Origin of the sequence: Klebsiella sp. CN_Kp091, from assembly GCF_040065095.1 — a bacterium.
Lineage (GTDB): Bacteria > Pseudomonadota > Gammaproteobacteria > Enterobacterales > Enterobacteriaceae > Klebsiella > Klebsiella aerogenes.
On the sequence record NZ_JBEAIO010000036.1, the window covers coordinates 70,079 to 86,727 of the forward strand.

Consider the following 16,649-nt stretch of genomic DNA (forward strand, 5'->3'; position numbering starts at 1 on the left):
CGGGCATAGAGATGGTTGAGGATTCACAAGAAACAACGCATTTTGGCTTTCAAACGGTAGCCAAAGAGCAGAAGGCGGACATGGTGGCGCATGTATTCCATTCTGTCGCTGCAAAATATGATGTGATGAACGACTTAATGTCGTTCGGGATTCATCGCTTGTGGAAGCGCTTCACCATCGACTGCAGCGGCGTGCGTCGCGGGCAAACCGTACTGGACTTAGCGGGCGGCACCGGCGACCTGACGGCGAAGTTTTCCCGTCTGGTGGGCGAAACCGGCCGCGTAATGCTCGCCGATATCAATGACTCGATGCTCAAAATGGGCCGCGAAAAACTGCGTAACATCGGTATTGTCGGTAACGTCGAATACGTTCAGGCCAACGCTGAAGCGCTGCCGTTTGCGGATAACACCTTTGACTGCATCACCATCTCCTTTGGCCTGCGTAACGTTACCGATAAAGACAAAGCGCTGCGTTCAATGTACCGCGTGCTGAAACCGGGCGGACGTTTGCTGGTTCTGGAGTTCTCCAAACCGATTCTCGAACCACTGAGCAAAGCCTACGACGCTTATTCCTTCCACGTGCTGCCGAAAGTCGGCGAACTGGTGGCAAACGATGCGGAAAGCTATCGCTATCTGGCGGAATCCATCCGCATGCATCCCGATCAGGACACCCTGAAAGGCATGATGCAGGAGGCGGGTTTTGAAAGCGTCGACTACTACAACCTGACGGCAGGTATTGTCGCGCTACACCGCGGCTATAAGTTCTGACAGGAGGGACGCTATGCCTTTCGCACCACTGGTTACCGCTGGCATCGAAACGGTTCTTAATACTTTTCTCTGGCGCGACCGCGCGCTTAAACCGGCGCGTCAACGCCTGCTGGGGAAAGTGCTGCGCGTAGAGCTCAAAGAGCTGTCGGCGCCTGTCGTGCTGGCCTTTAGCGAGCAGCAAATCGACGTGCTCGGCGCGTGGGAAGGCGAAGCTGACTGTACCGTGATAACCCGCCTGAGCGTGCTGCCGCAGTTGCGTAACCGCCAACAACTGACCGCGCTGATTCGCAGCGGCGATCTGGAAGTACAGGGCGACCTGCAGGTTGTGCAGAACATGGTCGCGCTTTGCGATCTGGCGGAGTTCGACCCGGCAGAGCTACTGGCGCCATATACCGGCGACATCGTCGCTGAAGGGGTTGGCAAGGTGCTTCGCGGCGGCGCGCGCTTCCTGCTGCAGGGCGCGAAAAGCCAGCAGCGCTACGTCGCTGAAGCGATTACCGAAGAGTGGCGACTGGCGCCGGGGCCGTTAGAGATGGCCTGGTTTGCTGAAGAGTCCGCCGCTGTAGAACGCGCGCTGGCCGCACTGGAAAAACGGCTGGAAACGCTGGAGGGCAAATGACGCCAGGAGAATTACGGCGCCTGTATTTTATCATCCGCACCTTTTTGAGTTACGGGCTTGATGAGCTCATTCCCAAAATGCGTATCACGTTGCCGCTGCGCATCTGGCGGCGAATGTTGTTCTGGATGCCGAATCGCCACAAAGATAAACCGCTGGGTCAACGCTTACGCCTGGCGCTGCAGGAGCTGGGCCCGGTGTGGATTAAGTTCGGCCAAATGCTCTCCACCCGCCGCGACCTGTTCCCGCCGCAAATCGCCGATCAACTAGCGCTGCTGCAGGATCGCGTCGCGCCTTTCGATGGCAAACTGGCTAAACAACAGATCGAACAAGCGATGGGCGGTTTGCCCATTGAAGCCTGGTTCGATGATTTCGCCATTGAGCCGCTCGCTTCCGCCTCCATTGCCCAGGTCCATACCGCGCGGCTGAAAGACAACGGTAAAGAGGTCGTCATCAAGGTCATCCGCCCGGATATCTTGCCGGTAATTAAAGCGGACATGAAATTAATCTACCGCCTGGCGCGCTGGGTGCCTCGTCTGCTGCCGGATGGTCGCCGTTTGCGTCCGCAGGAAGTCGTCCGCGAGTATGAAAAAACGCTGATGGACGAGCTGAACCTGTTACGCGAGTCGGCTAACGCTATTCAGCTACGGCGCAATTTCGAAGACAGCCCAATGCTATACGTGCCGGAAGTCTATTCCGATTACTGCAGCGAAGGCATGATGGTGATGGAGCGGATCTACGGTATTCCGGTTTCCGATGTCGCCGCGCTGGAAGCCCAGGGTACCAACATGCAGTTGCTCGCGGAGCGTGGGGTGCAGGTCTTCTTTACCCAGGTGTTCCGCGACAGCTTTTTCCATGCGGATATGCATCCGGGTAATATTTTCGTTAGCTACGATCATCCACATGACCCGCAATATATCGGTATCGACTGCGGTATCGTCGGCTCGCTGAACAAAGACGATAAGCGCTATCTGGCAGAAAACTTTATCGCTTTCTTCAACCGCGATTATCGTAAGGTTGCCGAGCTGCACGTCGATTCCGGCTGGGTGCCGCCGGATACCAACGTTGAAGAGTTTGAGTTTGCGATTCGCACCGTGTGCGAGCCCATCTTTGAAAAGCCGCTGGCGGAAATCTCCTTCGGCCACGTATTGCTTAATCTGTTTAACACCGCGCGGCGTTTCAATATGGAAGTACAGCCGCAGCTGGTTTTGCTTCAGAAGACATTACTTTACGTAGAAGGGGTAGGTCGTCAGCTCTATCCTCAGTTAGACTTGTGGAAAACGGCGAAGCCTTTCCTCGAGTCGTGGATTAAGGATCAGGTCGGTATTCCCGCGCTGGTGCGTGCGTTTAAAGAAAAAGCGCCGTTCTGGATTGAAAGGATGCCGGAAATTCCTGAGCTGGTGTACCAAAGCCTGCAGCAGAGCAAACAGCTGCAGACCAGCGTCGATACTATCGTGCGCGACTTCCAGGTGCGTCACGTGCGCCAGGGGCAGTCCCGCTATCTGTTTGGTATAGGCGCCGTTTTGCTTTTAAGCGGTACGCTGTTATTTATCCACCGCCCGGAGTGGGGCATGATGCCAGGCTGGCTGATGGCCGGCGGCGTCGTGACCTGGCTTATTGGTTGGCGAAAAACGCGCTGACAGGTTTCGCGTTTATTCTGGCGCATTGATTCTTGCGCGAAGTCATGTGAGCGGCCTGACAAAGAGGCGTCTCACCGGATGACGTGTATAATGCGCTCTCATCATTCATCATCTGTCATAGGGGAACGTGTATGGGTGGTATCAGTATTTGGCAGTTATTAATTGTTGTCGTCATCGTAGTTCTGCTTTTCGGGACGAAGAAGCTGAGCTCGCTGGGTTCGGATTTAGGCGCATCGATCAAGGGCTTTAAAAAAGCGATGAGCGATGATGAGAAATCTGATAAATCCTCAGCCGATGCAGATTTTGCAGCGAAAACTATCGCTGATAAACAAGATGATGCGAAAAAAGACGAGACAAAACGCCACGACAAAGAGCAGGTGTAATTCGTGTTCGATATCGGTTTTAGTGAACTATTGCTGGTGTTCGTGATTGGCCTCATCGTATTGGGGCCACAGCGACTACCCGTCGCCGTCAAAACGGTGGCCAGCTGGATCCGTACGTTGCGCTCGCTGGCGACCACCGTACAAAATGAGCTTGCCCAGGAGCTAAAACTGCAGGAGTTTCAGGAGAGCCTGAAGAAGGTGGAGAAGGCCAGCCTGGATAATCTGACTCCGGAGCTCAAAGCCTCGATGGATGAACTGCGCGAAGCGGCCGAATCCATGAAGCGTTCCTATACCGCCCACGATCCTGAAAAGGCCAGCGACGAAGCGAACACCATCCATAATCCGGTCGTCAAAGGTAGCGAAGCGCAGCGCCAGGATGTCACACCGGCAACGGCGGAACATCAGGTCAGCGCCCCGGCACATACGCCGGAGCCCGTTGCCGAGGAGCCATCCGTTTCGCCGGCTGAAGTCCCGGCGGTTAAGGAAAAAGCCGCCGCGGCAGTGCCAGATTCTTCCCCCGCATCGAGTGATAAAGCGTAAAAAATGGGCGTAGACGAGACTCAACCGTTAATTTCACATCTGATTGAGCTGCGTAAGCGCCTGCTCAACAGCATCATTGCCATCCTGGTGATCTTCCTGGCGTTGGTTTACTTCGCCAACGATATCTATCAACTGGTTTCCGCTCCGCTTATCAGCAAAATGCCGGTAGGCGCGACGATGATCGCCACCGATGTCGCTTCTCCTTTCTTCACGCCGATCAAACTGACCTTTATGGTTTCGGTGATCCTGTCAGTGCCGGTCATTCTTTATCAGGTATGGGCATTCGTGGCGCCGGCGCTGTATAAGCATGAACGTCGGCTGGTCATGCCGCTGCTGGTTTCCAGTACGCTGCTGTTCTATATCGGCATGGCTTTCGCTTATTTCGTCGTGTTCCCGCTGGCATTCGGCTTCCTGACTCACGCCGCGCCGGAAGGGGTATTAGTTTCGACCGATATCCGTAGCTACCTCGATTTTGTCATGGCGCTGTTCATGGCTTTTGGCGTGTCGTTTGAAGTGCCGGTCGCCATCGTCCTGCTCTGCTGGATGGGCGTCACGACGCCGGAGGATTTGCGTAAAAAACGGCCCTACGTGCTGGTGGGCGCCTTCGTGGTCGGTATGCTGCTGACGCCGCCGGATGTGTTCTCGCAAACGCTGTTGGCCATCCCCATGTATTGCCTGTTTGAAGTCGGGGTGTTCTTTGCCCGTTTCTATACCGGTAAACGCCTGACGCGTGACGAAGATGCCGCCGCCGAAGAGGCGGAGAGCAAAGAAGAGTAACAACGCCAACCGCCCGTCAGGGCGGTTGTCATATGGGAGCTATGATGTTTGATATTGGCGTGAATCTGACCAGCTCGCAGTTTTCTCGCGACCACGACGAGGTGGTTGCGCGCGCGCAGGCGGCGGGTGTTCATGGGATGCTGCTAACCGGCACCAATCTGCATGAAAGCCAGCAGGCGCGGCAGATGGCTGGCCGTTACGCCAACTGCTGGTCTACCGCGGGTGTGCATCCGCACGATAGCAGCACCTGGACTGAGTCGGTGGCCGAAGAAATCCACGCGCTGGCCCGCCAGCCGCAGGTGGCGGCGATTGGCGAATGCGGTCTTGATTTCAACCGTAATTTCTCAACGCCGCAGGAGCAGGAGAAGGCGTTCAGCGCCCAGCTGGCGCTGGCGGCCGAGCTCTCAATGCCGGTATTTTTACACTGCCGTGACGCCCATGAACGGTTCCTTGCACTGCTGGATCCGTGGCTCAATAAACTGCCCGGCGCCGTGTTGCACTGCTTTACCGGTAGCCGCGAGGAAGTGCTTCAGTGCCTTGATAAAGGGTTATTTATCGGTATCACCGGCTGGGTGTGCGATGAGCGGCGGGGACTGGAGCTTCGTGAACTGTTGCCGGCAATCCCGGCGGAACGTCTGTTGCTGGAGACCGACGCGCCATATCTATTACCGAGGGACATGAAGCCGAAGCCCTCCTCGCGGCGCAACGAGCCCGCTTATCTGCCGCATATTCTGGCAAGCGTAGCGGGCTGGCGAGGCGAGGAAGCGCAATGGTTGGAGGAGGTTACGGATGCGAACGTCAGGAAGCTGTTTGGCGTGCGCTTTTAACCGCGCCGTCAGATTTTATAGAAGTCGGTATTTTTAACGCTTTGCAGGACCTGTTTATTCAACAGATTGAGGAGCAGCATTGAACGGGCTTCGCCGTCGGGCTCGGTGAAGATAGCCTGCAGCCCTTCAAAAGCACCGTCGGTGATTAACACGCTGTCGCCTTCATGAGGCGTTTCCGGGTCGGTAATACCTTCCGGTTTATAGATGGAAAGCTGGTGAATCACCTCTGAAGGGACCACTGCCGGTTGGGCGCCAAAACGGACGAAACTGTTCACCCCTCGGGTAGCGCTGATGGTGGTGGTATGAATGATCTCGGGATCGAATTCGACGAATAGATAGTTTGGGAACAGGGGCTCGCTGACCGTAGTACGTTTACCACGGATGATTTTTTCCAGCGCGATCGTCGGCATCAGGCAATTGACTGCCTGACGTTCAAGGTGTTCCTGGGCGCGCTGAAGCTGCCCACGTTTGCAATAAAGTAAGTACCAGGCTTGCATAATGACTCTTTCCGCTTTACTACCTGCAAGCATAACAAAAGCCTGGAACAATCGCGAAAACCATTATAAGCGAAAGCGTAAATAGCCTGTTCATTTACGCTTATTTAACAAAAGTACAGCATCGTTGCGGCGAAAATCGTATAATCAGCCGCTTGTATAGAGGTCAATAATAACTCCATGAAATACCACGATCTACGCGACTTTCTGACATTACTTGAGCAGCAGGGCGAGCTAAAACGGATAACCCTGCCGGTCGACCCGCATCTGGAAATTACCGAAATTGCCGACCGCACCCTGCGTGCCGGCGGCCCGGCGCTGCTGTTTGAAAACCCGAAAGGCTACTCGATGCCGGTGCTGTGTAACTTGTTTGGCACGCCGCGTCGTGTGGCGCTGGGGATGGGCCAGGAAGACGTCAGTTCGCTACGGGAAGTCGGGAAGCTATTGGCCTTTCTGAAAGAGCCGGAGCCGCCAAAAGGCTTCCGCGATCTGTTTGATAAGCTGCCGCAGTTCAAGCAAGTGTTGAATATGCCGACCAAACGCCTGCGCGGCGCGCCTTGTCAGCAAAAAATCATCCAGGGCGATGATGTCGATCTCAACAAAATACCGATTATGACCTGCTGGCCGGAAGATGCCGCGCCGCTGATTACCTGGGGGCTGACGGTGACCCGCGGCCCGCACAAGGAGAGGCAAAATCTGGGTATTTATCGCCAGCAGCTGATCGGCAAAAATAAACTCATCATGCGTTGGTTGTCCCACCGCGGCGGCGCGCTCGATTTTCAGGAGTGGTGCGCGGCGCATCCCGGCGAACGTTTTCCGGTTTCCGTGGCGCTTGGCGCCGATCCGGCGACCATTCTGGGCGCGGTGACGCCGGTTCCTGATACCCTGTCGGAATACGCTTTCGCAGGCTTGCTGCGCGGCACCAAGACCGAAGTGGTGAAGTGCGTTTCCAATGACCTTGAAGTGCCGGCCAGCGCGGAAATCGTGCTTGAAGGCTACATTGAGGCCGGCGAGATGGCGCCGGAAGGGCCATACGGCGATCATACCGGCTACTACAATGAAGTAGACAGCTTCCCGGTATTTACGGTGACCCATATTACCCAGCGCGAAGACGCGATTTATCATTCGACCTATACCGGTCGTCCGCCGGATGAACCCGCGGTGCTGGGCGTGGCGCTGAACGAAGTCTTTGTGCCGATTCTGCAAAAGCAGTTCCCGGAAATCGTCGATTTCTATCTGCCGCCGGAAGGGTGTTCCTATCGCCTGGCGGTGGTGACCATGAAAAAACAGTACGCAGGCCATGCCAAGCGCGTGATGATGGGCGTCTGGTCGTTCCTGCGTCAGTTCATGTATACCAAGTTCGTGATTGTCTGCGACGATGACGTGAACGCGCGCGACTGGAATGACGTGATTTGGGCGATTACTACCCGTATGGACCCGGCTCGTGATACGGTACTGGTAGAAAATACGCCAATAGATTATCTGGATTTTGCCTCGCCGGTTTCCGGCCTGGGTTCAAAAATGGGGCTGGATGCCACAAATAAATGGCCTGGCGAAACCCAGCGTGAATGGGGTCGTCCAATCAAAAAAGATCCTGAGGTGACGGCGCGTATCGACGCCATCTGGGATGAACTGGCCATCTTTAAATAACAGTAAGCGGGGCTAACGCCGCTGTTTTGCTCTATAGACCCGACAGAGGGGACGCATGACAACCTTAAGCTGTAAAGTGACCTCGGTGGAGGCGATTACCGATACCGTGTATCGCGTTCGATTAGTTCCGGAAGCGGCATTTTCTTTCCGCGCCGGCCAGTATCTGATGGTAGTGATGGATGAGCGCGACAAGCGTCCGTTCTCTATGGCTTCCACGCCGTCAGAGCACGAGTTTATCGAGCTGCATATCGGTGCTTCTGAACTCAATCTGTATGCGATGGCGGTGATGGATCGCATTCTGAAAGAGCGTGAAATTGAGGTTGATATTCCGCATGGCGAAGCGTGGCTGCGCGATGACGAAGATCGCCCGCTGATTCTGATCGCCGGCGGTACCGGATTCTCTTATGTGCGTTCTATTCTGTTAACCGCGCTGGCGCGTAACCCGGATCGTGATATCGCCATTTATTGGGGCGGCCGCGAGGCTAAGCATCTGTACGATCTGGCCGAGCTGGAAGCGTTAAGCATCAAGCATCCGAATCTGCGCATCGAGCCGGTGGTCGAGCAGCCGGAAGAAGGGTGGCGCGGCCGCTCCGGTACGGTACTCACCGCTGTGCTGCAGGATTACGGTACGCTGGCCGAGCATGATATTTATATTGCCGGTCGCTTTGAAATGGCCAAGATTGCCCGCGACCTGTTCTGTAATGAGCGCGGCGCGCGTGAAGATCGCCTGTTTGGCGATGCGTTTGCGTTTATCTGATCGTGTTTCTAATAAGCATCCAGGCGCGAGACCCGGATGCTTTTTTTACTGCATATCGCTGAAGTAAACGTACCGCGGCCGCTCGTTTTCCAGCAAACAGAGCATGTTTCCAACGCTGTCGCCTTTTTTTGCCAGCGTTGCGGTTAGTTGTGTCGCAATATGCTGGGAACCTACCTTCTCATCATAGCGTTCGCTATTAATATCAGTGATATCTACATGGCTTAATTGCTGGTTAGGCGCCATTTTGCTGATCCCCCATGATAGACACGCCTGAGCGTCAGTTTGTTCATCGGCGAGAGCTGCAGCTGGTAATGCAATCAGTGGGAGAATTAGTAAGAGTTTTTTCATAACTAGTTATTATCCTTAATGATTTATACAGTAGTGGAGATAATAACTGAATGATAGAAATAAAAAACCCGCCCCTGACAGGCGGGAAGAACGGCAACTAAACCCCCTCTAATCCATTATTGCCTGTTGGCTGGCAGGCAATAATGGCATCGAGTTTTTTACCTATATCCTCTCGAATACGGTGGCGATCCCCTGACCTAAACCGATGCACATGGTCGCCAGACCGAACTGCGCGTCTTTGCGTTCCATCTGATTGATCAAGGTGGTGCTAATACGCGCCCCGGAACAGCCCAACGGGTGGCCGAGCGCGATCGCGCCGCCGTTAAGGTTGATCTTCTCGTCGATCTGCTCCATTAACCCCAGATCTTTAATACATGGCAGGATCTGCGCGGCAAACGCTTCATTCATTTCAAAGACGTCGATATCGCTGGTGGATAATCCCGCTTTTTTCAGCGCCAGCTTTGAGGCCGGAACCGGGCCATAACCCATAATGGACGGGTCGCAGCCGACTACCGCCATTGAACGGACGCGAGCGCGCGGCTTCAGCCCCAGCTCGTGGGCGCGGCTTTCGCTCATCAGCAGCATTGCCGCCGCGCCGTCGGAAAGCGCGGAAGAGGTACCTGCCGTTACCGTGCCGGTCACCGGATCGAAAGCCGGTCTCAGCGCCGCCAGCGCTTCTACGGTGGTTTCCGGGCGGATCACTTCGTCATAATTAAAGGATTTCAGCACGCCATCGGCATCGTGGCCGCCGGTCGGGATAATCTCCGCCTTGAATGCCCCGGATTGCGTCGCCGCCCAGGCGCGAGCGTGGGAACGTGCGGCGAATTGATCCTGCATTTCACGGCTAATGCCGTGTAGACGCGCCAGCATTTCCGCGGTCAGCCCCATCATACCGGCGGCTTTCGCCACGTTACGGCTAAGGCCCGGATGGAAATCGACACCATGACTCATTGGCACATGGCCCATGTGCTCAACGCCGCCAATCAGGCAGACGCTGGCGTCGCCGGTCATGATCATACGGGCGGCATCGTGCAGCGCCTGCATGGAGGAACCGCACAGGCGGTTAACCGTTGTTGCCGGTACAGAGTGCGGGATTTCCGCCAACAGCGCGGCGTTACGCGCAATGTTGAAACCCTGCTCCAGCGTTTGTTGCACGCAGCCCCAGTAAATATCGTCAATCGCGCTCGCCTCAAGGGACGGGTTACGCGAGAGCAGGCTTCGCATCAGGTGTGCGGAGAGGTCTTCCGCACGCACGTTGCGAAAGGCGCCGCCCTTTGAACGGCCCATCGGGGTGCGAATTGCATCGACAATGACAACCTGTTCCATTGTGACTCCTTAAGCCGTTTTCAGTTCGCCAACCGGACGGGCTGGTTCTACTGGAGGATAATACGCTTCGTTATGACGGGCCTTATTACGCAGACCCTCCGGCACGGCATAAAGCGGGCCGAGGTGCTGGTATTGCTGTGCCATATCGAGATATTTTGCGCTGCCGATGGTGTCCAGCCAGCGGAATGCGCCGCCGTGGAACGGAGGGAAGCCCAGGCCGTATACCAGCGCCATATCCGCTTCCGCCGGGCTGGCGATAATGCCTTCTTCCAGGCAGCGAACAACTTCGTTAACCATTGGGATCATCATGCGGGCGATAATCTCTTCATCGCTGAAATCGCGCTTCGGCTGGCTGACTTCGGCCAGCAGACTATCGACTGCGGCATCTTCTTCTTTCTTCGGCTTACCTTTACTGTCTTCTTTATAACGCCAGAAACCGAGGCCGTTCTTCTGGCCGAAACGGCTGGCGTCAAACAGCGCGTCGATAGCATCGCGATAATCTTTCTGCATCCGCTGTGGGAACCCCGCCGCCATTACCGCCTGGGCATGGTGCGCGGTATCGATGCCGACAACATCCAGCAGATAGGCCGGGCCCATCGGCCAGCCAAACTGTTTTTCCATCACTTTGTCGACTTTGCGGAAATCCGCGCCGTCGCGCAGCAGCTGGCTGAAGCCTGCGAAATAGGGGAACAGTACACGGTTAACGAAGAAGCCGGGGCAATCATTCACCACGATCGGTGTTTTGCCCATTTTGCTGGCCCAGGCAACGACTTTGGCAATGGTCTTGTCCGAAGTTTTCTCGCCGCGGATCACTTCAACCAGCGGCATGCGATGTACCGGGTTAAAGAAGTGCATACCGCAGAAATTCTCCGGGCGCTGCAGAACGCTGGCCAGCTCGCTGATAGGAATCGTTGAGGTGTTGGAAGCCAGCACGGTGTCCGGACGCACTTTCTCTTCGGTTTCCGCCAGTACCGCTTTCTTCACTTTCGGGTTTTCCACCACCGCTTCAACGACGACGTCCACGCGGTCAAAACCGCTGTATTCCAGCGTTGGCTGAATGGTGCTAATCACTCCGGCCAGCTTCAGGCCGTCGATTTTTCCGCGTTCCAGCTGTTTATTCAGCAGCTTCGCCGCTTCGGTCATGCCAAGGGTCAGCGATTTGTCGCTAATGTCTTTCATCACCACCGGCACGCCTTTCCAGGCTGACTGGTAAGCAATGCCGCCACCCATAATGCCGGCGCCTAATACGGCAGCATGCTTCGGCGTCTCGACATCTTTAGTGAGTTTTTTCGCTTTCGCTTTGACGTACTGGTCGTTAAGGAAGATGCCGACCAGCGCGCGCGCTTCGTTGGTATGCGCCAGCGGAACAAAACTTTGGTTTTCCAGCTTCAGCGCGTCATCACGGCCAAGACGCGCGGCGGCTTCGATGGTTTTTACCGCGGTGATCGGCGCCGGGTAATGTTTTCCGGCGGTTTGCGCGACCATACCTTTGGCAATAGTGAAGCTCATGGCGGCTTCAATTTTGCTGAGCTTCAGCGGCTCCAGTTTCGGCTGACGTTTGGCTTTCCAGTCCAGGTCGCCATTAATCGCCTGGCGCAGAATCGCCAGCGCGCCGTCATGCAGTTTTTCCGCGGCAACAATGCCGTCAATGAGGCCAATTTTCAGCGCTTGATCGGCGCCGACGTCTTTACCGGCGGCAATAATTTCCAGCGCGCTATCGGCGCCGAGCAGGCGCGGCAGACGTACGGAACCGCCGAAGCCAGGCATAATGCCCAACTTGGTTTCCGGCAGGCCGATGCGCAGATCCGGCGTGGCGAGGCGATAGTCGGTCGCCAGCACGCATTCGCAACCACCGCCCAGCGCGTAGCCGTTAACCGCTGACAGAGTAGGGACCGGTAAATCTTCCAGGCGATTGAAGACGCTGTTGGCAAAGTGCAGCCACTGGCTCAACTGTTCTTCCGGCACCAGGAATAGTGAAAGGAATTCGGTGATATCGGCGCCGACGATAAAGGCCGCTTTTTCAGAGCGCAGCAGCAGCCCTTTGAGATCTTTTTGTTTTTCGAGTACGTCCAGCGCGTGACCGAGGCTGGCAACGGTTGCAGTATCAAGCTTGTTAACCGAGCCGGGGGCGTCGAAAACCAGTTCGGCAATGCCATCTTCCAGCCAGTCGAGGTACAGGGTGTCGCCTTTGTAGAGCATGTCAGTCTCCTGAATCCAGCAATATGATCTGGTCATACCAGATGATTCGGAGTGTGGAATTTATGTTAAGAAAATGCAAATTACTCTTTAAATAATTGCTGGTCGGATCACATCCGGTAGAAATCACCCGGCCTGGAGCCAATGTGCTAAGATGCGGAGAATCACGATCCAATAAAAGCAAAGGATAAAAGATGGAATCACTGGCCGCGCTTTATAAAAATCATATCGTTACCCTACAAGAACGTACCCGCAAAGTTTTAGACCGCTTCAAGCTGGATGCTCTGCTTATCCACTCCGGCGAGCTGATCAATGTCTTCCTCGACGATCATCCGTATCCGTTTAAGGTTAACCCGCAGTTTAAGGCGTGGGTGCCGGTGACCCAGGTGCCAAACTGCTGGCTGCTGGTGGATGGCGTGAATAAACCGAAGTTGTGGTTTTATTTGCCGGTCGATTACTGGCACAACGTTGAGCCGCTGCCGACCTCTTTCTGGACTGAGGAAGTGGATGTCATTGCGTTGCCGAAAGCCGACGGTATTGGCGGTCAACTGCCCGCGGCGCGTGGCAACATCGCGTATATCGGCCCGGTGCCGGAACGTGCTTTAGGTCTGGAGATCGCGGCAGACAAAATCAACCCGAAAGGCGTTATTGACTATCTGCATTATTATCGCGCTTACAAAACCGATTATGAGCTGGCTTGTATGCGTGAAGCGCAGAAATCGGCGGTCAACGGCCATCGCGCGGCCCACGAAGCTTTCCAGTCGGGGATGAGCGAGTTCGATATTAATCAGGCTTACCTGACGGCGACCGGTCATCGCGATACCGACGTCCCTTACAGCAATATCGTGGCGCTGAATGAGCATGCGGCCGTATTGCACTACACCAAGCTGGATCACCGTGCGCCAACCGAGATGCGCAGCTTCCTGTTGGATGCGGGCGCAGAGTACAACGGCTATGCCGCGGACCTGACTCGCACCTGGGCAGGCCACAGCGACAACGATTTCGCGCAGCTGATTAAAGACGTTAACGACGAGCAACTGGCGCTGATTAGCACCATGAAGGCCGGCACCAGTTACGTTGATTACCATATGCAGTTCCATCAGCGCATCGCAAAGCTGCTGCGTAAACACCAGCTAGTGACCGGCATGAGCGAAGAGGCGATGGTGGAAAACGATCTGACCGGACCGTTTATGCCGCACGGGATTGGTCATCCGCTGGGCCTGCAGGTTCATGATGTCGCCGGTTTCATGCAGGACGATACCGGTACGCATCTGGCGGCGCCGTCGAAGTATCCTTACCTGCGTTGCACCCGTATTCTCGAGCCGCGTATGGTGTTGACTATCGAACCAGGCATCTACTTTATTGAGTCGCTATTGGCGCCTTGGCGTGAAGGGCAGTTCAGCAAGCACTTCAACTGGCAGAAAATTGAAGCCATGAAGCCGTTTGGCGGGATTCGTATCGAAGATAACGTGGTGGTTCACGAAAACAGCATCGAAAATATGACGCGCGACCTGAAACTGGCGTAATGGAAAGTTGGTTGGTGCCGGCCGCGCCGGTGAGCGTTGTTGAAGAGATCAAAAAGAGCCGTTTCATCACGCTGTTGGCGCATACCGACGGCGTGGCGGCGGCAAAAGCGTTTGTCGAATCGGTCAGGGCTGAGCACCCGGACGCCCGTCACCACTGCGTGGCGTGGGTTGCCGGGCCTCCTGATGATTCACAGCAGCTGGGGTTCTCTGACGATGGCGAACCGGCGGGAACGGCAGGTAAACCCATGCTGGCGCAGCTGATGGGCAGCGGCGTCGGCGAGATAACCGCGGTGGTGGTGCGCTACTACGGTGGTATTCTGCTGGGTACCGGCGGCCTGGTGAAGGCCTATGGCGGCGGCGTCCATCAGGCGCTTGCGCAGTTGAAAACGCAGCGCAAGACGCCGTTAACCGCATATACTTTGCAATGTGAATACGGACAGCTGGCCGGGGTAGAAGCGTTGCTGGCGCAGTTCTCGGGCATTATTGTGGAAAGCGAATATCAGGCGTCTGTGCAACTGCGCGTCGCGCTTCCGCAAGCTGAAGTGGCCTCTTTTTCGACAAAACTGGCTGATTTTAGTCGTGGTTCATTGCAATTACTGAAGATTGACGAATAATCCCCACCTGATTTTTTTGTAACCCAAAGGAAGCGCCAGAGATGCATTTTCGCGCGATAACCCGAATCGTTGGACTGTTGGTCATCTTATTTTCGGGGACGATGATTGTCCCGGGATTAGTGGCCCTGATATATCGCGATGGCGCGGGGCGAGCTTTCACCCAAACCTTCTTTGTTGCCCTGGCGATCGGCTCCATGCTGTGGTGGCCGAACCGTAAGCAAAAAGGCGAGCTGAAATCCCGTGAAGGATTTCTGATAGTCGTGTTGTTCTGGACGGTGCTGGGCAGCGTCGGTGCGTTACCGTTTATCTTTGCTGAACAGCCTAATCTGACAGTGACGGATGCCTTTTTTGAATCCTTCTCCGGCTTAACCACTACCGGCGCGACGACGCTGGTGGGGCTTGACTCACTGCCTCATGCCATCCTGTTCTATCGCCAGATGCTGCAGTGGTTCGGTGGTATGGGTATCATCGTGCTGGCGGTGGCGATTTTACCTATCCTTGGCGTCGGCGGGATGCAGCTCTACCGGGCGGAAATGCCGGGCCCGTTGAAAGACAATAAGATGCGACCGCGTATTGCCGAAACGGCAAAAACGCTGTGGCTTATTTATGTCTTATTGACCGTCGCCTGCGCATTAGCGCTATGGTTTGCCGGGATGCCGGCGTTTGATGCGATTGGCCATAGCTTTGCGACCATCGCTATCGGCGGCTTCTCAACTCACGATGCCAGCGTCGGCTACTTTAATAGCCCGATGATTAACTCCATCATCGCCATCTTCCTCCTAATCTCCGGCTGTAACTATGGCCTGCACTTTTCGCTATTAAGTGGGCGCAGTTTACGGGTTTACTGGCGTGATCCGGAATTCAGAATGTTTATCGGTGTTCAGCTAACCCTGGTTATCGTCTGTACGCTGGTATTGTGGTTACATAATGTCTACGGCTCGGTGTTAACAACGCTGAACCAGGCGTTCTTCCAGGTGGTGTCGATGGCGACGACCGCTGGGTTTACCACCGACAGTATTGCGCGTTGGCCGTTGTTCCTGCCGGTGCTGCTGCTCTGTTCGGCTTTCATCGGCGGCTGCGCCGGGTCAACGGGCGGTGGTTTAAAGGTCATTCGTATCCTGTTGCTGTTTAAGCAGGGGAATCGTGAGCTTAAGCGCCTGGTGCACCCGAATGCGGTCTATAGCATTAAGTTAGGTAACCGCGCGCTGCCGGAACGTATTCTGGAAGCCGTGTGGGGATTCTTCTCCGCCTATGCGCTGGTCTTTATCATTAGTATGCTGGCGATAATCGCGACTGGGGTTGATGACTTTTCTGCCTTTGCTTCAGTTGTGGCGACATTGAACAACCTGGGGCCTGGTCTTGGGGTCGTTGCTGATAACTTTGCGACAATGAACCCGGTCGCGAAATGGATCCTGATTGCTAATATGCTGTTTGGTCGTCTGGAAGTGTTCACCTTATTGGTGCTCTTTACTCCCACTTTCTGGCGCGATTAACAGGAGTGCTCGTGAAAACTTTAATTCTTTTCTCCACCCGGGATGGGCAGACCCGTGAAATTGCCTCCTATCTAGCCTCTGAACTCAAAGAGCTGGGGGTTGATGCGGATACTGTGAACCTGAACCGTACCGAGACGGTTGAGTGGCATCATTACGATCGGGTGGTGATTGGCGCTTCTATTCGCTACGGGCACTTTCATCCAGCGCTGGACCGCTTCGTGAAAAAGCATCTGGCATCTCTGCAGGCGTTGCCGGGAGCGTTCTTCTCGGTAAACCTGGTGGCGCGCAAACCGGAAAAGCGAACGCCGCAAACCAACAGCTATACGCGCAAGTTTCTCCTTAACTCGCCGTGGCAGCCGCAGAGCTGCGCGGTATTTGCCGGTGCGCTGCGTTATCCGCGCTATCGCTGGTACGATCGAATAATGATTCGCTTAATTATGAAGATGACCGGCGGGGAAACGGACACTAGTAAAGAAGTGGTTTATACCGATTGGCCGCAGGTGGCCAGATTTGCCCGAGAAATCGCGCAAATGACGAGCAAATAGCGCGTAAAACTCGCGTTATGGTGGAAAATCGAGCGAACGAAAAGTTTTTTTGAATTTCCTCTTGTCACTTCAGAATTACTCCCTATAATGCGCCACCACTGACACGGAACAACGGCAAACAAGCCGCCGGGTCAGCGGGGTTCCGGTGAG

17 protein-coding genes are annotated in these 16,649 nt (G+C 55.2%); 13 read left to right on the top strand and 4 right to left on the bottom strand.

Features of this window, described 5'->3' with window-relative positions; translation table 11 throughout:
- The first annotated feature begins 11 nt into the window (after positions 1 to 11).
- The 7 genes from ubiE (at position 12) to tatD (ending at position 5,550) form a co-directional block, all read left to right on the top strand.
- Positions 12 to 767 (top strand): bifunctional demethylmenaquinone methyltransferase/2-methoxy-6-polyprenyl-1,4-benzoquinol methylase UbiE, encoded by a 756-nt coding sequence (gene ubiE / locus ABLV17_RS14440; protein WP_015368847.1) that lies wholly within the window; start codon positions 12 to 14, stop codon positions 765 to 767.
- 13 nt (positions 768 to 780) lie between these two features.
- Positions 781 to 1,386, top strand: a complete 606-nt coding sequence (locus ABLV17_RS14445; protein WP_032713803.1) for an SCP2 domain-containing protein — start codon at positions 781 to 783, stop codon at positions 1,384 to 1,386.
- Positions 1,383 to 3,023: a ubiquinone biosynthesis regulatory protein kinase UbiB gene (ubiB, locus tag ABLV17_RS14450; RefSeq protein ID WP_015368845.1), complete on the top strand. Its 1,641-nt coding sequence runs from the start codon at positions 1,383 to 1,385 to the stop codon at positions 3,021 to 3,023. Before ABLV17_RS14445 ends, ubiB begins: the two co-directional genes overlap by 4 nt.
- Before the next feature lie 131 nt (positions 3,024 to 3,154).
- Complete coding sequence (tatA, locus tag ABLV17_RS14455) at positions 3,155 to 3,406, top strand: Sec-independent protein translocase subunit TatA (RefSeq protein ID WP_015368844.1); 252 nt, start codon at positions 3,155 to 3,157, stop codon at positions 3,404 to 3,406.
- A gap of 3 nt (positions 3,407 to 3,409) precedes the next feature.
- The gene (gene tatB / locus ABLV17_RS14460; protein ID WP_087858690.1) at positions 3,410 to 3,946 is read left to right on the top strand and encodes a Sec-independent protein translocase protein TatB; all 537 of its coding nucleotides are present in this window, start codon (positions 3,410 to 3,412) and stop codon (positions 3,944 to 3,946) included.
- A gap of 3 nt (positions 3,947 to 3,949) precedes the next feature.
- The gene (tatC, locus tag ABLV17_RS14465) at positions 3,950 to 4,723 is read left to right on the top strand and encodes a Sec-independent protein translocase subunit TatC (RefSeq protein WP_015368842.1); all 774 of its coding nucleotides are present in this window, start codon (positions 3,950 to 3,952) and stop codon (positions 4,721 to 4,723) included.
- 32 nt (positions 4,724 to 4,755) lie between these two features.
- Positions 4,756 to 5,550 (top strand): 3'-5' ssDNA/RNA exonuclease TatD, encoded by a 795-nt coding sequence (gene tatD / locus ABLV17_RS14470; protein ID WP_308958008.1) that lies wholly within the window; start codon positions 4,756 to 4,758, stop codon positions 5,548 to 5,550.
- 8 nt (positions 5,551 to 5,558) lie between these two features.
- Here tatD and rfaH read toward each other — a convergent pair whose 3' ends face one another.
- Positions 5,559 to 6,047, bottom strand: a complete 489-nt coding sequence (gene rfaH, locus ABLV17_RS14475) for a transcription/translation regulatory transformer protein RfaH (RefSeq protein ID WP_015703997.1) — start codon at positions 6,045 to 6,047, stop codon at positions 5,559 to 5,561.
- Between the two features lie 177 nt (positions 6,048 to 6,224).
- On the opposite strand from rfaH, the gene ubiD reads away from it, so the two are divergent.
- Both ubiD and fre read left to right on the top strand, forming a co-directional pair.
- The gene (gene ubiD, locus ABLV17_RS14480; RefSeq protein ID WP_015368839.1) at positions 6,225 to 7,694 is read left to right on the top strand and encodes a 4-hydroxy-3-polyprenylbenzoate decarboxylase; all 1,470 of its coding nucleotides are present in this window, start codon (positions 6,225 to 6,227) and stop codon (positions 7,692 to 7,694) included.
- Between the two features lie 55 nt (positions 7,695 to 7,749).
- Positions 7,750 to 8,451: an NAD(P)H-flavin reductase gene (gene fre / locus ABLV17_RS14485; protein WP_008807928.1), complete on the top strand. Its 702-nt coding sequence runs from the start codon at positions 7,750 to 7,752 to the stop codon at positions 8,449 to 8,451.
- A gap of 45 nt (positions 8,452 to 8,496) precedes the next feature.
- Here fre and ABLV17_RS14490 read toward each other — a convergent pair whose 3' ends face one another.
- From ABLV17_RS14490 to fadB, 3 genes are all read right to left on the bottom strand, one after another.
- A complete protein-coding gene (locus ABLV17_RS14490; RefSeq protein WP_348854339.1) occupies positions 8,497 to 8,799 on the bottom strand; it encodes a hypothetical protein in 303 nt (100 codons plus the stop codon).
- A 162-nt stretch (positions 8,800 to 8,961) separates the two neighbouring features.
- Positions 8,962 to 10,125 (bottom strand): acetyl-CoA C-acyltransferase FadA, encoded by a 1,164-nt coding sequence (fadA, locus tag ABLV17_RS14495; RefSeq protein ID WP_136027837.1) that lies wholly within the window; start codon positions 10,123 to 10,125, stop codon positions 8,962 to 8,964.
- A gap of 9 nt (positions 10,126 to 10,134) precedes the next feature.
- Positions 10,135 to 12,324 carry a fatty acid oxidation complex subunit alpha FadB gene (gene fadB / locus ABLV17_RS14500; protein WP_045367526.1) on the bottom strand — a complete coding sequence of 730 codons (2,190 nt, stop codon included), beginning with the start codon at positions 12,322 to 12,324 and terminating at the stop codon, positions 10,135 to 10,137.
- Between the two features lie 191 nt (positions 12,325 to 12,515).
- On the opposite strand from fadB, the gene pepQ reads away from it, so the two are divergent.
- Genes pepQ through hemG form a run of 4 tightly spaced genes read left to right on the top strand, consistent with a single transcriptional unit; the run spans position 12,516 to position 16,499 of the window.
- Positions 12,516 to 13,847, top strand: a complete 1,332-nt coding sequence (pepQ, locus tag ABLV17_RS14505) for a Xaa-Pro dipeptidase (protein WP_308958009.1) — start codon at positions 12,516 to 12,518, stop codon at positions 13,845 to 13,847.
- A complete protein-coding gene (locus tag ABLV17_RS14510; protein ID WP_015704001.1) occupies positions 13,847 to 14,461 on the top strand; it encodes an IMPACT family protein in 615 nt (204 codons plus the stop codon). Before pepQ ends, ABLV17_RS14510 begins: the two co-directional genes overlap by 1 nt.
- A gap of 41 nt (positions 14,462 to 14,502) precedes the next feature.
- The gene (gene trkH / locus ABLV17_RS14515) at positions 14,503 to 15,954 is read left to right on the top strand and encodes a Trk system potassium transporter TrkH (protein WP_045378745.1); all 1,452 of its coding nucleotides are present in this window, start codon (positions 14,503 to 14,505) and stop codon (positions 15,952 to 15,954) included.
- A gap of 11 nt (positions 15,955 to 15,965) precedes the next feature.
- Positions 15,966 to 16,499, top strand: coding sequence for a menaquinone-dependent protoporphyrinogen IX dehydrogenase (hemG, locus tag ABLV17_RS14520; protein ID WP_087858686.1), 534 nt, complete (start codon positions 15,966 to 15,968; stop codon positions 16,497 to 16,499).
- The last annotated feature ends 150 nt before the right edge of the window (positions 16,500 to 16,649 follow it).

Coding starts and splice junctions, on each gene's coding strand:
- ubiE (WP_015368847.1), top strand. CDS start 12: ATGGTTGAGGATTCACAAGAAACAACGCATTTTGGCTTTCAAACGGTA.
- ABLV17_RS14445 (WP_032713803.1), top strand. CDS start 781: ATGCCTTTCGCACCACTGGTTACCGCTGGCATCGAAACGGTTCTTAAT.
- ubiB (WP_015368845.1), top strand. CDS start 1,383: ATGACGCCAGGAGAATTACGGCGCCTGTATTTTATCATCCGCACCTTT.
- tatA (WP_015368844.1), top strand. CDS start 3,155: ATGGGTGGTATCAGTATTTGGCAGTTATTAATTGTTGTCGTCATCGTA.
- tatC (WP_015368842.1), top strand. CDS start 3,950: ATGGGCGTAGACGAGACTCAACCGTTAATTTCACATCTGATTGAGCTG.
- tatD (WP_308958008.1), top strand. CDS start 4,756: ATGGGAGCTATGATGTTTGATATTGGCGTGAATCTGACCAGCTCGCAG.
- rfaH (WP_015703997.1), bottom strand. CDS start 6,047: ATGCAAGCCTGGTACTTACTTTATTGCAAACGTGGGCAGCTTCAGCGC.
- ubiD (WP_015368839.1), top strand. CDS start 6,225: ATGAAATACCACGATCTACGCGACTTTCTGACATTACTTGAGCAGCAG.
- fre (WP_008807928.1), top strand. CDS start 7,750: ATGACAACCTTAAGCTGTAAAGTGACCTCGGTGGAGGCGATTACCGAT.
- ABLV17_RS14490 (WP_348854339.1), bottom strand. CDS start 8,799: ATGAAAAAACTCTTACTAATTCTCCCACTGATTGCATTACCAGCTGCA.
- fadA (WP_136027837.1), bottom strand. CDS start 10,125: ATGGAACAGGTTGTCATTGTCGATGCAATTCGCACCCCGATGGGCCGT.
- fadB (WP_045367526.1), bottom strand. CDS start 12,324: ATGCTCTACAAAGGCGACACCCTGTACCTCGACTGGCTGGAAGATGGC.
- pepQ (WP_308958009.1), top strand. CDS start 12,516: ATGGAATCACTGGCCGCGCTTTATAAAAATCATATCGTTACCCTACAA.
- ABLV17_RS14510 (WP_015704001.1), top strand. CDS start 13,847: ATGGAAAGTTGGTTGGTGCCGGCCGCGCCGGTGAGCGTTGTTGAAGAG.
- trkH (WP_045378745.1), top strand. CDS start 14,503: ATGCATTTTCGCGCGATAACCCGAATCGTTGGACTGTTGGTCATCTTA.